Raw genomic sequence first — 15,545 nt, forward strand, 5'->3', positions numbered from 1 at the left:
CTCAGCCTCTGCCGCCCTCCCCTCGCACCGGTAAGTGCAAGGCTTGGCGGTCAATAGATTCTTCAAAAATGATAGCAGCTCGCGCAATATCTACGCGGGCTAGAGCGCTATTTGACTAGATTTTGCTTACAGGTCCTCCGACCCGAGCAACATCTCCGTGATGCCCTTGCCGGCCTGCACCATGGGGAACACGTTCTCGGTGGGGTCGGTGCGGAAGTCCATGAACACCGTACGGTCCTTGAGCTTGCGGGCTTCGCGCAAAGCAGGCTCGACGTCCTGAGGGCGCTCAATCAGCATGCCAACGTGGCCATAGGCTTCCGCCAGTTTCACGAAATTGGGCAAGGCATCCATGTAGCTGTGGCTGTAGCGGCCTTCGTATTCCACTTCTTGCCACTGACGCACCATACCCAGATAGCGGTTGTTCAAAGAACAAATCTTGATCGGGGTGTTGTACTGCAGGCAGGTCGACAGCTCTTGAATGTTCATCTGCACCGAGCCTTCGCCGGTAATACAGAAAACTTCGCTCTGCGGCTTGGCAAGTTTGATACCCATGGCGTAAGGAATACCCACACCCATGGTGCCCAGACCGCCGGAGTTGATCCAGCGACGTGGCTCATCAAACTTGTAGTACTGAGCGGCCCACATCTGGTGTTGACCCACGTCGGACGTGATGTAGGTATCCACATCTTTGGTCATGTTCCACAGCGTTTCCACCACAAACTGCGGCTTGATCACATCACCGTTGCCGGGGTTGTACTTCATGCAGTCGCGCTTACGCCAGCCTTCAATGGTGTCCCACCAAGCGCCCAATGCGTTGGCATCGGGTTTGGTGGCACCTTCGCGGATCATGGCGATCATCTCGCTCAGAACATCCTTGACATCACCCACGATCGGAATATCGACCTTCACCCGCTTGGAGATGCTGGACGGATCAATGTCAATGTGAATGATCTTGCGTTCATTCTGCGCAAAGTGCTTGGGGTTACCAATCACGCGGTCATCAAAGCGTGCACCGACTGCCAGCAGCACATCGCAGTTTTGCATGGCGTTGTTGGCTTCGACAGTACCGTGCATGCCCAGCATACCGAGGAACTTGCGGTCGCTAGCGGGATAAGCGCCCAGACCCATCAAGGTATTGGTGCAGGGATATCCCAACATGTCGACCAAGGTGCGGAGTTCGGCTGACGCATTGCTCAGCAGCACGCCGCCACCGGTATAGATGTAGGGGCGCTTGGCCGCTAACAGCAGTTGCAATGCCTTGCGGATTTGTCCGCCGTGGCCCTTGCGCACCGGGTTGTAAGAACGCATTTCCACGCTCTCAGGGTAGCCGTGATAAGGCACCTTCTTGAATGACACGTCCTTGGGGATATCGACCACCACAGGGCCGGGACGGCCACTGCGAGCGATATGGAACGCCTTCTTCATGACTTCCGCCATGTCTTTGGCGTCCTTCACCAGAAAGTTGTGCTTCACGATGGGGCGTGTGATGCCGACTGTGTCGCACTCTTGGAAAGCATCCAGTCCGATCGCGTGCGTAGGCACCTGACCGGAGATGATCACCATGGGAATACTGTCCATGTAGGCAGTCGCAATACCGGTTACGGCATTCGTCAGACCGGGCCCCGATGTGACCAGGGCCACACCGACATCGCCGGTTGCGCGGGCATAACCGTCAGCGGCATGCACTGCCGCCTGCTCGTGGCGAACCAGTACGTGCTGAATGGTTTCTTGCTTGTAGAAAGCGTCGTAAATGTGCAAAACGGCACCACCGGGATAACCCCAGATGTACTTGACGTTTTCTGCTTGCAGCGCTTTAACGAGGACTTCCGCGCCCCTTAATTCGGGAACAGCGGCGGACTTGGATGCGGATGCTGCCGAAGCGATTTCGGCTTTAGAAATTTCCATGATGAACCTTTGTGAATTTCTCTGACGAAAAACCTTGGGTGCCCCTTCGCAAACACTTGTGGAGTCGCGTCGGGACTTAAGATCAAAGCCATGAGCGCATTGAATGTTGCGCCGGACCAGGACCCGTTTGCCTTTTAATTGCCTGCGTATTATGGCATTGCGCGCGCACTCACTTTTTATTCACATGAATGCGCGGACTCAAAGTGCAATAATTGAAGGCTGCGCCGGAGTCAGAGGCAAACTCACGCACTCAGCGCTTTCCTCTTTCAGCCAGCAATGGCATCGTCAATTGGCAACCGAAAAAGAACTTTCTGACTTTTTGAAAAGTGTTGAAAAGCGGGCTTTTAAACGCGCGGCTTACCACGTGCGTAATGACGAGTCCGCCTTAGACATTGTTCAAGACAGCATGATGAAACTGGCCGAGCACTACGGGCACAAGCCCGTGGAGGAGCTACCCATGCTGTTTCAGCGCATTCTTTCCAATAGCACGCTGGATTGGTTTCGCAGACAAAAGACCTACAGTGCTCTTTTTTCGACGCTGAGCGACTTCGAATCAGGAACTGAAGACGAAGATTTCAATCTATTGGAATCATTGGTCAGCAGCCAGAGCGGCGACCAAAACGAGAGCACAGAGACGCAAACCGAGCGAGCACAAACCTTGCTTTCGATTGAAGAAGAAATTTTGCGACTGCCACCCCGTCAACGGGAAGCCTTCCTGATGCGTTATTGGGAGGATATGGACGTCGCGGAAACCGCGACTGCGATGGGCTGCTCACAAGGCAGCGTAAAAACACACTGTTCCCGAGCGGTGCAAGCCTTGGGTAATGCTTTAAAAGGAAAGGGAATCAGGCTATGAAAAACACAGTAGCGCACCACACAGGTGCCGACATCGAAAAAGCCGTGGCCCGGGCGATTACCTCGCGCCTGAATGAAAGCACTCAAACCCTGCCGCACGACATCACGGAACGACTCAAGGTCGCTCGTGCGCAGGCCTTGGCTCGACGCAAAATCGCCTTGGAAACCGCCCCTGCCCAACAAGTGCTGCTATCCCAGTCGGGGCAAGCCAGCGTCCAGATGGGCTCAGGATTCAAGAACCTGTGGATGCAGCTCGGCTCCTGGTTGCCTCTTTTGGCCCTGATTACCGGCATGCTGGTGATCGACACCCTGCAAGACGAGTTCAGCGCACAGGAAATCGCAGACGTCGACACCCAGCTCTTGACCGACCCTCTGCCGCCTTCCGCCTACACAGACCCCGGATTTGCACAGTTTTTACGCACTGCCCAGGAAAAGTAAACCGAAGTCCATGTTGCCCCTGTTATGACGCGTATTCCCCTCAAACTCGTGCAAGCCAGCGCATTTGCTGCCGGACTGGTAAGTCTTTTTATCGGCATCAGCGCACCGGTTTTGGCCCAAACCGCGGTGCCGCTGCCTGCTGCCCCCGCCTCGACCAATCTCAACTGGACCTCTCTGACTGCGGGACAGCAAACGGCGCTGACCCCTCTCAAAGCTAGCTGGGACACCCTGGCCGACGGACACAAACGGAAATGGATCGCCCTTTCCCAAAATTTCGCCACAATGTCCAGCGCGGACCGAGAGACCTTGCACAGCCGGATGGTCGATTGGGCGGCACTTAAGCCCAAAGAGCGACAGCAAGCCCGGCTCAATTTTGCAGAAACCAAGAAAACACCACCCACAGAGCGTTTAGCCAACTGGGAGGCCTATCAAGCGCTCAGCCAGGACGAAAGAGACGCCTTGGCACGAAAAGGTGCGGCTAAGCCTGCGGGCGCAGCCGTTGCGGCCAAAGCGCCGTCACCTCAAAAGCTCACGCCCGTGCCGGTGACCCGCAACTCGCCCGATACCCAGCGCGAACGACTTGCGGCACAGCAGCCGGTGGACAAAAACACCCTTCTACCCCTCGCGCCAGCCTCCAAGAACTCCAGCTCGGATTAGTAGCCGTGGTCCGGAGCTCTGGGGGGCGATCCTGCGGCTACCTACAATCGCGGAATCTTTGACAACAAACTCGGGCGTGGAATGACAAATGGTGCGGTGACCCCTGGACTCTGGCGGCGCATGGCGTGTTGGATTTACGAGGGAATTTTGTTGTTCGGCGTCGTTTTTCTGGCGGGTTACCTGTTCGGCACCCTGAGTCAAACGCGGTACGCGCTGGACAACCGGCATGCCCTGCAGGGCTTTCTGTTTGTGATTCTGGGCATTTACTTCGTATGGTTCTGGGCCCACGGACAGACGCTGGCCATGAAAACCTGGAATATCCGGGTCGTGGGCAAAGATGGCAAAAAGATCACCCAACTTCGCGCACTGGGGCGCTACGCCCTCAGCTGGGTCTGGTTTTTGCCGCCGTTGGCGGCGGTTGCGCCTTTCCAGCTATCCGGACCTGAAATCGTGCTGATTTGCACAGGATGGGTCGCCGTATGGGCGATTTTGAGTCGTTTCCACCCACAAAACCAGTTTTGGCACGATGCCTTGGCAGGCACCCGTCTGATTCACTCGGCGCCCATGAGCCGCTGAGCACACGGATTCAACAGCATGACTAACGCCTCCCTGCCCCCGGTGGACCCCGCCGTCAATCCACAGAAACAACGCAAAGGGCTTAATCGGGTATTTCACGCTACCCGCTATTCGTGGGCCGGCCTTCAGGCCGGATGGCACGAAACCGCCTTCCGGCAGGAGAGTGTGTTGGCAATGATTTTGCTGCCTGCGTCACTTTACGTCGGGCAGACCTGGGTGGAGTCTGCCGTGCTGGCAGCCAGTGTGGTGGCAGTGATGGTCGTGGAGTTGCTCAATACCGCAGTCGAGTCGGTGGTCGACCGGGTCGGCCCGGAGTGGCATTCACTTTCCAAACGGGCCAAAGATATCGGCAGCGCGGCAGTCTTGTTAAGCCTGTTGCTGTGCGCCGCCATCTGGGGAGCCGCACTGTGGGCGCGGTTTGCGCCTCACATCGGCTAAGGTCACTTAAACAGCGGATTCGTCCTGCTCGCCGGTGCGGATGCGCACCACGCGCTCCACACTCGTCACGAAGATTTTTCCGTCGCCGATCTTGCCGGTGTGCGCGGCCTTCACGATAGCGTCCACACAGCGGTCCACGTCTTCGGTCTTCACTACGACTTCAACTTTCATTTTGGGCAAGAAGTCCACCACGTATTCGGCGCCGCGGTACAACTCGGTATGGCCCTTTTGGCGACCAAAGCCCTTCACCTCGGTCACGGTCAGACCGGTCACGCCACATTCGGCCAGGGCTTCGCGGACTTCTTCGAGTTTGAAAGGTTTGACGACTGCGGTAATTTGTTTCATCTGCTTGTCCAGTTAATAAATCAGGCCCGAAAACGGTTGGTAATAGGATAACGCCAATCCTTGCCGAAGCTGCGGTGCGTCACGCGGATTCCAACCGGTGCTTGGCGACGCTTGTACTCATTGATTTTGATGAGCCGGGTCACCCGCTCCACATCTTCTGCACGGAATCCGGCAGCGATGATGGCATCGATGCTTTCGTCGTTTTCCATGTAGCGCTCCAGAATGCCGTCCAGAATTTCGTAGGCAGGCAAACTGTCCTGGTCTTTCTGGTCCGGCCGCAATTCAGCACTGGGCGGGCGCGTGATGATGCGCTCAGGAATAGGGGCCGCACAGGTGCCATACGGGTCGTGGGCATTGCGCCACCGTGCGAGCTTGAACACTGTGGTTTTGGCCAAGTCTTTGATGACGGCGAATCCGCCCGCCATATCCCCGTAAAGCGTGCAGTAGCCCGTTGCCATTTCTGACTTGTTACCGGTCGTCAACACGATGCTGCCGAACTTGTTGGACAAGGCCATGAGCAAGGTGCCCCGGATGCGGGCCTGAATGTTTTCTTCGGTGGTGTCTTCCGCACGCCCGGCAAACTCAGCGGCCAGCGAGGACTTGAAGGCCTCGAACTGCGGGACGATGGAAATTTCGTCGTAGCGAACGCCCATGCGCCCTGCCATGTCACGTGCGTCAATCCAACTGATGTCTGCGGTGTACGGCGAGGGCATCATCACGGTGCGAACCTTGTCAGCCCCCAGCGCATCAACGGCCACGGCCAACACAAGCGCCGAATCGATCCCGCCCGAGAGGCCTAGCAGAGCTCCGGGAAAACCATTTTTCCCGACATAGTCCCGCACGCCCAGCACCAGAGCGTCCCACAAGTCCGCCTCTTCAGTTCGCTCAGGCGACACTTCCGCTATTAAATTTATAGCGCCTTGCGCACGCGCTATCTGGGCTACAAAGTGATTTTCTTTAAAACTCGGCGCCCGGCCAGCCACTGCACCATCCGCATTGAGGGCGAAGGAGTGGCCCTCAAACACCACTTCATCCTGCCCGCCCACCAGATGGGCGTAGACCATAGGCAACCCGGTCTCCCGGCAGCGTTCCCCCATGCGGACCTCACGCTCGTAGCCCTTGCCCACGTGAAAAGGAGAGGCGTTGATCACCGCCAGTAGCTCAGCGCCCGCGTCTCGGGTCAGACGGGCGGGCTCTTCAAACCAGGCATCTTCACAAATCAAGAGGCCGACCTTGACGAAGTCTTCGCCCTCGCCGGCTTCAAATACACACACCCCTTGGCCGGGGGTGAAGTAGCGGCGCTCATCAAACACCTGGTAGTTGGGCAGCTCGCGCTTGGCGTAGCGGGCGACAACTTCCCCCTCGCGCAGCACCGAAGCCGCATTGAACCGACTCTGGACTGCAACGGAGCGTGTGCGACTGTCCCCGCCAGTCGGATGCCCGACCACCACCGACATCCCTTTTAACCCGGCAAGCTGCTGCGCCACCGATTTCACGGCATCATCGCAGGCCTGCATGAAAGCAGGACGCAGAAACAAGTCCTCGGCGGCATAGCCGCAAATGGAGAGCTCAGGCGTCAAGAGCAAGCGCGCGCCTTCCGCATAGGCGCGATTCGCCGCATCGACGATTTTTATGACATTACCGTTCAGGTCACCGACGATGAAATTGAGTTGCGCAACGCACAGTTTGAGAGTCATGAACCAGCAGAAGGAAGTTCACAGCCGGGTCTGCAGTGCAGAACCTTCGCGGCTGCCGCGCGGAGCGCTAAATGGGTAAGGCTGATTATGTCATCCGGGTGTCAGAAACGCCCTCCGCGGTCTCGGCCTCCGAGTGGGATGCGCTGCTGCAACTTCAGCACCACCCGACACCCTTTATGCGCCACGCCTACCTGGCCGCTCTGCAGAACAGCGGCAGTGCAACGCCGGCCACCGGTTGGAGCCCGCACTTCATCACCCTGCACGACTCTTCGGGCCTCGCAGCAGCTTGCGTGCTCTATATCAAGGACCACTCCTATGGGGAATATGTGTTCGACTGGGCATGGGCCAGCGCCTACGAACAACACGGCCTGGCTTACTACCCCAAGGCGGTTATTGCCGTGCCGTTCACCCCGGTACCCGGTAGCCGATTGCTCGCCAGGGATACGGCATCGCGAGAAGCACTGATTCAGGCCATTCAGAGCCTGTGTGCCGAGAACAATGTTTCTTCTGCGCACCTGCTGTTTGGCGCCGAGGATGACCTGCAAGCGACCACGGGCAGTGGCTGGATGCAACGGCACACCGTACAGTTCCATTGGCACAACCGTCCGGACGGATACAAAGACTTTGATGACTTTTTGTCCGGACTGAATCAGGAAAAGCGCAAGAAGATCAAGCAGGAGCGTCGCAAGGTAGCGCAGGCTGGTGTGCAATTCCGGCACTGCACCGGCACAGACATCAGTCAGGAGGACTGGGAGTTTTTCTATCGCTGCTATGCCCGGACCTACCGGGAGCACGGCAACCCGCCCTACCTCACACCCGACTTCTTTCAGCGCATGGCAACCGACATGCCCGAGCATTGGCTGATGTTTGTGGCAGAGCGCGAGGGTCAAGCCATTGCTAGCAGTTTGATAGCTATAGGCGCAAGCAACATAAGGGCTGACGGCACATTCCCCCCCCCACAGAGAGTGGCCTATGGTCGCTACTGGGGTGCCCTGGAACCCGTAGATTGCCTGCACTTTGAGGCCTGCTACTACCAACCTTTGGAATGGTGCATTGCCAATGGCTACGCCCGATTTGAAGGGGGCGCCCAAGGTGAGCACAAAATGGCGAGGGCACTTCTCCCGGCAAGAACCAGCAGCACCCACTGGTTGCAGCATCCCGCGTTTGCGGATGCGGTGCAGCGGTTTCTAGAGCGGGAGGGCGAAGGTATCCAAAACTACATGGAACACCTTGAACAACGCACCCCGCTCAAAAAACCGGTTTAAAAAGTCTCCCAGTCATCATCCCCACCTGCAGGCGTGGCCTTGAAGCTGGTTTTGGGCGGAGTCGGCGCATGGGCTACCAGCACCGGTGGCGCCTTGCCTGCAGGCGGCCTAGCTGTAGCGCTTGCCGGTTTGGTGGCGCTGGGCTTGGGGAGCGTCTGCGCGGGGGCTCTGCGCTCGGTGCCTGCAAATGTTTTCTTAGCCGGTGATTGGCTACGCACCGCAGCGGGTGCAGCGGGAGCCGATAGGTGGCTGGCGCCGGTGTAGCCTCCGCTGTGCCCCTCGTTGCCCAACTTAAACACCGCCACCACCTGCACCAGGTCGTTGGCCTGACTCTTCAAGCTGCTCGCAGCGGCGGCCATTTCTTCTACCAGCGCAGCGTTTTGTTGCGTGGCTTGGTCCATCTGGGTGACAGCTTCGCCCACTTGGTTGACGCCTGCACTTTGCTCCGAGCTGGCTGCGCTGATTTCGCCCATGATGTCGGTCACCCGCCGGATGCTGCTGACCACTTCGGTCATGGTCTCACCAGCTTTGTCGACCAAACTACTACCCTGTTCTACCCTCTCTACGCTGGCGTTGATCAGGGTTTTGATTTCTTTGGCGGCCTCTGCACTGCGTCCTGCCAGTGAGCGCACTTCAGAAGCTACGACGGCAAAGCCTCGACCTTGTTCTCCGGCTCTGGCGGCTTCTACGGCTGCGTTCAGCGCCAGGATGTTGGTTTGGAAGGCGATGCCGTCAATCACGCTGATGATGTCTGCAATTTTGCGGCTGGCTTCGTTGATGCCTTTCATGGTCTCGACCACTTGGCCGACGACTTCTCCACCTTGAATAGCGACGGTGGAGGCATTCATGGCGAGTTGGTTGGCCTGGCGGGCGGAGTCTGCGTTTTGTTTGACGGTGGAGCCGAGTTCTTCCATGCTGGCTGCGGTTTGCTCTAAGGCGCTGGCCTGGCTTTCGGTGCGGGCGCTGAGGTCGTGGTTGCCTTGGGCGATCTCAGAGCTGGCGGTGGCCACGGCATCGGCGCTGGACCGCACCTGTCGCAATACGCCCTGGGTCTTTTCCACAAATTGGTTAAAGCCGGTCGCAATCGTGGCGAGTTCATCTGAGCCGCCCGCTTCAATACGACGGGTCAGGTCACCCTGGCCGGAACCGATGTCCTGCATGGCGTCTTTCAAAACGACCAAGCGCCCCAGCAAACCGGTGAGCACGCCGCCGATAAGCAACACGGCCAGCACCGCAATGATCACGCTGCCCACGATAGAGGACCACACCATGGCGGTGATGCCACTCAGCGCCTCGGCACGATTCAGCGCAATCACCAGAATCCAGTCGGTACCGGCAACCGGGGTTGCAAACACCAGGCGGCTCTCGCCTGCGATGGTTATTTCCCGCACGGACTCCGCCTTGGCTAAAGCTTCAAGCGCGCCGCCACCGAGGTCGGGTGCGATGTCGGTGACCGGTTTAAGGACTTGTGCGGTGTTTTCATGCACCATGATTTTTCCGGATTTGTCGGCAATAAAGCCATAAGTCCCCGGCGTCGGGCGGATGGAGGCCACATTGCGCACAACCGCATCCATGAACACATCGACCGCGGTCACCGCCTTCACCGTCCCACCGTCCCGGATTGCGGCGGAGAAAGTAATCACCAGTTTTTTGGAGCCCGCGTCCACGTAGGGCGGGGTCACCGCGGGCCCTTGCGCCGCTGCAGCCAACTGGTACCAAGGGCGGGCAGTGGGGTCGTAGTCTGGAGGAAGGTTTTGTTGCTCAGAAAAAGCGGTCCGCTTGTCGGCAAACCCGATGTAAGCAGAGTCAACACCGCCAGCCACTTTGGCCTGAACCAGGTACTTGAGCGGATCTGCTTCATTCACGGCAAACCCGAACGATTTGACAACCTGGTGCCGGCCTGCCACCCACTCTGCAACCTCAGAGGCGTGTGCTTTCGCCAGCGCCCGCGTTTGGGCATCCAGCGTCTGGAGTGCGTGAGACCGCGCAGTGAGCACGTTGGTCGCGGACAAGCCGGCCAGCCCCAGCAACACCAGCAAACCCACCATCGCCACAATTTTCCCGCGCAGGGACGTCAAAAACGCAAAATTCATAGCGTGCTCCAAAGTGATCTCATCCAATTTCTCTGCGGCTGCCATGCGCAGCCGGCATTCACGCCAACGCGCCTGCCACCATGCTCATTTCGCCTTGGCCCAATAATGCTTGGACATTCATCACGATCAGCATACGCGTTCCCAGCGTTACCAAACCCACGATAAAGCAGGAATCCAAGGCCGAATCAAACTGCGGTGCCGGTTTGATGTCGCTGCTGTCCAGTGTGACCACATCCGACACGCTGTCAACTACGGCGCCGACCACTGTTCCGCCGATATTCAAAATGATGACCACCGTGAAATCGTCGTAGGCGACTTTGGGCAACTGCAGCTTCAGGCGCAAATCGACAATCGGCACAATCACGCCCCGCAGATTGATGACGCCTTTGACAAAGCTGGGCGAATTAACCATTTTGGTAGGCATCTCGTACGACCGGATCTCCTGCACTTGCAGGATGTCGATCGCATATTCCTCGCTACCCAGCCGCAGGCTGAGGTATTGGCTGGAGGTGGGCGCCGCCGGATTCGCCATGGTGGAGGGGTTGTTTTGGGTTAGTTGCATATAAAAACATCACATTTGGTTAATCTGCTTTTTAACAAATATATCGTTTTATGACACACCGGCGCTGCGCGCATGAACAGTCTGGCGAACCCATATCGGAGGGTTATCGGCATAAGGTGGAGCATCTAAAGGCACACCGACTGTGGCCTTGCTTGTGCGAAAGCTGCTAACTTTGGCTCGCTGAGTGTTTGGCGGGCTCTGTAACCCGGCACTGTGAACACCCCACACCCCTTGCTATGACGAAGTCTCCTGAACAGAACGAACACCCCAGCGCTCCGGGCTGGCACCTGATTGCGCTTGAACTGCGCGCCCCTTGGGAGCTTTGGTCGCTACTGCCGAGCTGGCCGGTGCTCTCGCGGGCGGCTGCCGGCGACGGTCACCCTGTCTTGGTGTTTCCTGGCCTCACGGCCAGTGACGGTTCTACCCTGCCCTTGCGGGCCTACCTCAAGAGCTTGGGCTATGACGTTTCGGGCTGGAACCAAGGCTATAACTTCGGGCCCAGAGCAGGGGTTCTGGAGACTGCGAGAGAACAAATTTTGGACATCTACCGCACCACCGGTCAGGCCGTCAGCCTGATCGGCTGGAGCCTGGGCGGTGTGTATGCACGCGAGCTGGCCAAAGAGCTGCCCGACAAGGTGCGCAGCGTGATCACTTTGGGCACCCCTTTCGGGGGTTCGCACACCAGCACCAATGCGTGGCGTTTGTACGAACTGGCGGCCGGGCATCGCATTACCGAAGCCATTGAACGTTTTGACCTCGCAGGAGCCCCGCCCGTCCCCACCACTTCTATTTACTCCCGCAGTGACGGCGTGGTTGCATGGCAAGCGAGCCTGCAGGCCCCGCAGGCGGATCAACCCGACACAGAAAATATTGAGGTCTTTGCCAGTCATATCGGCTTGGGCGTGAATCCCAGTGCGTGGTGGGTGGTCGCCGACAGGCTGGCGCAAATCCCGGGCCACTGGACGCCCTTCAGCCGGGAAGGTGGATGGGCGCGCTGGCTTTTTCCGAATCCGCTGCGCTGAGTACGATCCGGCTCCACCATAAAAAATAGCGCCTGCGGAACCGCAGGGCGCTATATTTTTAGTAGCACCTCGCGCAATTAGCGCGAGGGCTAGAGGTCTTATTGCTGGTTATAGGCAGCAATGCCGTCCATGATTTCCTTGTGGGCTTCGTCTTTGCCGCCCCAGCCTTGCACCTTGACCCACTTGCCGGCGTCCAGGTCTTTGTAATGCTCAAAGAAATGTTCGATCGCTTTCAAGCGCACGGGATTCAGATCCTCCAGCGACTGCCAGCGGGAGTACAGGGGCAAAATTTTGTCCGTAGGCACTGCAAGCACCTTGCCGTCCATACCGCCTTCGTCTTCCATCTTCAAGATGCCGATAGCACGGCAAGGCACCACGACACCGGGTGGCAGCGGCACGGGGGTGATCACGAGCACGTCAACAGGGTCGCCATCACCCGCGATGGTTTTGGGCACATAACCGTAGTTAGTGGGGTAGTGCATGGCGGTGTTCATGAAACGGTCCACAAAGATGCAGCCGGAGGCCTTGTCAACTTCGTACTTGATGGGGTCGCCATTCATCGAGATTTCGATGATCACGTTGAACGATTCAGGCACTTTGTTGCCAGGGGTGACATTGTCTAAGGACATGCAATCTCTCTTTGTTTGAGTTGAAACAGGAAACGTACGGATTAACCCTGATTTTACTGACTTGGCACTTTCGATTTTGACGCGTGATTCAGAAAGCGCGCTACATTGGCTTTGTTGGCCAATCTACGCCGCTTGCCTCTCCAGGTTGGCGCACTGAGGAAGCAACGCAGCGGGGACAACCCAAGCGTTGCTCCCAACTTTGCGAATCAACCACAGAGGAGTATGTCTATGTCAGGCAACACCGCGCTTTTATTGGCGCTTGGCTGCGGATTCATCGCCGTGGTCTATGGCGTTTGGGCACGCAATTGGATTCTCTCCCAGGATGCAGGGAACGCGCGCATGCAGGAAATTGCGGCCGCTATCCAGACCGGCGCTGCCGCCTATCTGGCCCGTCAGTACAAAACAATCGCCATCGTCGGCGTCATCCTTGCAATCCTTATCGGCATTTTTCTGGATAGCCTGTCGGCCATCGGGTTTGTGTTGGGTGCCGTGCTTTCCGGGGCCTGCGGATTCATTGGTATGAATGTTTCGGTGCGTGCCAACGTGCGCACCGCCCAGGCAGCCACGCATGGCATCGGGCCCGCACTGGATGTGGCCTTCAGGGGCGGCGCCATCACCGGCATGCTGGTTGTTGGCCTGGGCCTGCTGGGTGTGACCGGCTTCTATTGGTTTCTGGTGCCAGATGGCGCAGTCTCGGCCGCCAAACTCAACCCGCTGATCGGTTTTGCTTTCGGGTCTTCACTGATCTCGATATTTGCCCGTTTGGGTGGCGGAATTTTCACCAAAGGTGCCGACGTGGGTGCCGATCTGGTGGGCAAAGTGGAAGCTGGAATTCCAGAAGACGATCCGCGCAACCCTGCCGTGATCGCCGACAACGTCGGTGACAACGTCGGCGACTGCGCCGGCATGGCAGCAGACCTGTTTGAAACCTACGCGGTCACTTTGATTGCCACTATGGTTTTAGGAGCATTACTCGCAAGCAACGCGGGGGTTAACGCCGTTTTGTACCCCTTGGTGCTTGGGGCAGTGTCGATTGTTGCCTCCATCATCGGTTGCTTCTTTGTCAAAGCCTCACCCGGCATGAAAAACGTGATGCCCGCGCTCTACAAAGGCTTGGCAGTCGCGGGCGTTTTGTCCTTAATTGCGTTTTACTTCGTCACCCAATCCATGATTACCGATGGGGCGCTGGGTGGCACAGGGGCTGCAACCAAGCTCTTCGGTGCCTGCGCAGTCGGGCTGATTTTGACGGCGGCTTTGGTGTGGATCACCGAGTACTACACCGGCACCCAATACGCTCCTGTGCAGCACATTGCCCAAGCGTCTACCACCGGACATGGAACCAATATCATCGCGGGCTTGGGTGTTTCCATGCGCTCCACGGCATGGCCTGTCATCTTTGTCTGCATGGCGATTTACACTGCCTATGCCTTGGCTGGCCTTTATGGCATTGCCATCGCAGCCACGTCCATGCTCAGCATGGCGGGCATTGTGGTCGCACTGGATGCTTACGGACCTATCACTGACAACGCCGGAGGTATTGCAGAAATGGCGGAGCTGCCCGCCAGCGTGCGGGACGTCACCGACCCGCTCGATGCCGTGGGCAACACCACCAAAGCTGTCACCAAGGGTTACGCCATCGGCTCGGCCGGCCTCGCGGCACTGGTGCTGTTTGCGGACTACACGCACAAACTCGATGCCTACGGGAAACACATCAGCTTTGACCTGAGTGACCCGATGGTAATCATCGGGCTGTTCATCGGAGGACTCATTCCTTACCTATTCGGAGCGATGGCTATGGAAGCGGTCGGCCGCGCTGCCGGGTCGGTCGTGGTGGAAGTCCGGCGCCAGTTCAAAGAGATCAAAGGCATCATGGACGGCAGCGCTAAGCCCGAGTACGACACGGCCGTGGATATGTTGACCACCGCCGCCATCAAAGAAATGATGATTCCATCGCTATTGCCCGTGGTGGTCCCTATCGTGGTCGGCTTGGCCTTGGGGCCGGCGGCTTTGGGCGGGTTATTGATGGGAACCATCGTGACGGGGCTGTTCGTAGCCATCTCCATGTGCACGGGAGGCGGCGCTTGGGATAACGCCAAAAAGTACATTGAAGACGGCCACTTTGGGGGCAAAGGCTCGGAGACGCACAAGGCTGCCGTGACTGGTGATACCGTGGGAGACCCCTACAAAGACACCGCCGGTCCGGCGGTCAACCCGTTGATCAAGATCATCAACATCGTTGCCTTGCTGATCGTGCCGCTGATGATGAAAATTCACGGCGGTTAAAAAAGCCTAGGCCGCTACGCTCATGGGGAGTCGGCGGCCGGCTGGTCGCAGACCCGCTCCGGCGGGCCTAAACGCCCCGCGCATGCGCTAACATGTAACAACGATGCCCCCCACTTTGGCGACCGAGAGATTGACGTGAAAATTCTTGTGATTGATGACCACGCTTTAGTACGTGAAGGTTTACACCAGGTTTTGAAAGGCTTGGATGAAGATGTCACCGTATTGCAAGCCGGAACCTGCACCCAAGCTTTCGCGCTGACCGCTGACCACTCAGACCTGGACCTGGTTCTACTGGATTACCACCTGCCCGACATGACCGGCTTGGCAGCGCTGGATATTTTCGGCAAGCGACATCCCGAACTGCCTATCGTGATGCTCTCCGGCTCCGCCAACACGCAGATCATGCGCCAGGTTCTCCAGAACGGCGCCTCCGGTTTTGTGACCAAATCTACGCTGAGTGATGAGTTGCTACATGCAGTTCGACTGGTGCTCAATGGCGATGTGTATTCACCCCGTGAGCTGGATGCGCGCTTGGAACCCTCACTTCCCGAAGATGCACTTGACAAACCGCCTTTAACGCAACGGCAGGAACTGGTTCTGCGTGAGCTGCTGGATGGCCGCTCCAACAAAGAAATCGGCACCAGCTTGAATGTGTCGGATGAAACCGTCAAAACCCATGTGGCCGCCATCTTGCGCTACTTTGATGTGCAGAACCGGACGCAGGCCGTCGTAGCGGCCGCACGCAGCGGGTACCGCCCCGCCACCAGCGCCTGAGATCAC

At 57.8% G+C, this 15,545-nt stretch carries 15 protein-coding genes; 9 read left to right on the forward strand and 6 right to left on the reverse strand.

Translation table 11 applies throughout. The annotated features are described in order from the left end of the window. Positions 1-126: 126 nt before the first annotated feature. Complete coding sequence (locus QZW03_RS04000; protein WP_296508556.1) at positions 127-1,905, reverse strand: acetolactate synthase 3 catalytic subunit; 1,779 nt, start codon at positions 1,903-1,905, stop codon at positions 127-129. Between the two features lie 289 nt (positions 1,906-2,194). Here QZW03_RS04000 and QZW03_RS04005 point away from each other — a divergent pair, with 289 nt between their 5' ends. The 5 genes from QZW03_RS04005 to QZW03_RS04025 all read left to right on the forward strand — a co-directional run bounded on the left by QZW03_RS04005 (position 2,195) and on the right by QZW03_RS04025 (position 4,869). Continuing rightward, positions 2,195-2,761 (forward strand): RNA polymerase sigma factor, encoded by a 567-nt coding sequence (locus QZW03_RS04005; protein ID WP_296508967.1) that lies wholly within the window; start codon positions 2,195-2,197, stop codon positions 2,759-2,761. Next, positions 2,758-3,198 carry a DUF3619 family protein gene (locus QZW03_RS04010; protein WP_296508558.1) on the forward strand — a complete coding sequence of 147 codons (441 nt, stop codon included), beginning with the start codon at positions 2,758-2,760 and terminating at the stop codon, positions 3,196-3,198. Before QZW03_RS04005 ends, QZW03_RS04010 begins: the two co-directional genes overlap by 4 nt. Positions 3,199-3,222: 24 nt before the next feature. Beyond that, positions 3,223-3,855: a DUF3106 domain-containing protein gene (locus QZW03_RS04015; RefSeq protein ID WP_296508559.1), complete on the forward strand. Its 633-nt coding sequence runs from the start codon at positions 3,223-3,225 to the stop codon at positions 3,853-3,855. Positions 3,856-3,936: 81 nt separating this feature from the next. Next, positions 3,937-4,431, forward strand: a complete 495-nt coding sequence (locus QZW03_RS04020; RefSeq protein WP_296508560.1) for an RDD family protein — start codon at positions 3,937-3,939, stop codon at positions 4,429-4,431. Between the two features lie 18 nt (positions 4,432-4,449). After that, a complete protein-coding gene (locus QZW03_RS04025) occupies positions 4,450-4,869 on the forward strand; it encodes a diacylglycerol kinase (RefSeq protein ID WP_296508562.1) in 420 nt (139 codons plus the stop codon). Between the two features lie 6 nt (positions 4,870-4,875). On the opposite strand, the gene QZW03_RS04030 is transcribed toward QZW03_RS04025, so the two are convergent. Both QZW03_RS04030 and QZW03_RS04035 read right to left on the reverse strand, forming a co-directional pair. Continuing rightward, positions 4,876-5,214 (reverse strand): P-II family nitrogen regulator, encoded by a 339-nt coding sequence (locus tag QZW03_RS04030; RefSeq protein WP_296508564.1) that lies wholly within the window; start codon positions 5,212-5,214, stop codon positions 4,876-4,878. Positions 5,215-5,234: 20 nt separating this feature from the next. Then, complete coding sequence (locus tag QZW03_RS04035) at positions 5,235-6,911, reverse strand: NAD+ synthase (RefSeq protein ID WP_296508566.1); 1,677 nt, start codon at positions 6,909-6,911, stop codon at positions 5,235-5,237. 71 nt (positions 6,912-6,982) lie between these two features. On the opposite strand from QZW03_RS04035, the gene QZW03_RS04040 reads away from it, so the two are divergent. Continuing rightward, positions 6,983-8,176: a GNAT family N-acetyltransferase gene (locus QZW03_RS04040; RefSeq protein WP_296508568.1), complete on the forward strand. Its 1,194-nt coding sequence runs from the start codon at positions 6,983-6,985 to the stop codon at positions 8,174-8,176. Here the strand turns inward: QZW03_RS04040 and QZW03_RS04045 are convergent. Together QZW03_RS04045 and QZW03_RS04050 are read right to left on the reverse strand one after the other, a co-directional pair. Further along, the gene (locus tag QZW03_RS04045; RefSeq protein WP_296508570.1) at positions 8,173-10,269 is read right to left on the reverse strand and encodes a methyl-accepting chemotaxis protein; all 2,097 of its coding nucleotides are present in this window, start codon (positions 10,267-10,269) and stop codon (positions 8,173-8,175) included. The two genes, QZW03_RS04040 and QZW03_RS04045, sit on opposite strands and share 4 nt — an antisense overlap. Positions 10,270-10,327: 58 nt before the next feature. Next, positions 10,328-10,831: a chemotaxis protein CheW gene (locus QZW03_RS04050; protein ID WP_296508571.1), complete on the reverse strand. Its 504-nt coding sequence runs from the start codon at positions 10,829-10,831 to the stop codon at positions 10,328-10,330. A gap of 236 nt (positions 10,832-11,067) precedes the next feature. On the opposite strand from QZW03_RS04050, the gene QZW03_RS04055 reads away from it, so the two are divergent. Then, positions 11,068-11,853 carry an alpha/beta fold hydrolase gene (locus QZW03_RS04055; RefSeq protein ID WP_296508573.1) on the forward strand — a complete coding sequence of 262 codons (786 nt, stop codon included), beginning with the start codon at positions 11,068-11,070 and terminating at the stop codon, positions 11,851-11,853. Between the two features lie 98 nt (positions 11,854-11,951). Here QZW03_RS04055 and ppa read toward each other — a convergent pair whose 3' ends face one another. Beyond that, complete coding sequence (gene ppa, locus QZW03_RS04060) at positions 11,952-12,482, reverse strand: inorganic diphosphatase (protein ID WP_296508575.1); 531 nt, start codon at positions 12,480-12,482, stop codon at positions 11,952-11,954. A 228-nt stretch (positions 12,483-12,710) separates the two neighbouring features. Here ppa and QZW03_RS04065 point away from each other — a divergent pair, with 228 nt between their 5' ends. Continuing rightward, positions 12,711-14,765 (forward strand): sodium-translocating pyrophosphatase, encoded by a 2,055-nt coding sequence (locus tag QZW03_RS04065; RefSeq protein ID WP_296508576.1) that lies wholly within the window; start codon positions 12,711-12,713, stop codon positions 14,763-14,765. Between the two features lie 135 nt (positions 14,766-14,900). Then, positions 14,901-15,539 carry a response regulator transcription factor gene (locus QZW03_RS04070; RefSeq protein ID WP_296508578.1) on the forward strand — a complete coding sequence of 213 codons (639 nt, stop codon included), beginning with the start codon at positions 14,901-14,903 and terminating at the stop codon, positions 15,537-15,539. The last annotated feature ends 6 nt before the right edge of the window (positions 15,540-15,545 follow it).

Origin of the sequence: Rhodoferax sp., assembly GCF_013297935.1 — a bacterium.
Classification (GTDB): domain Bacteria; phylum Pseudomonadota; class Gammaproteobacteria; order Burkholderiales; family Burkholderiaceae_C; genus Allorhodoferax.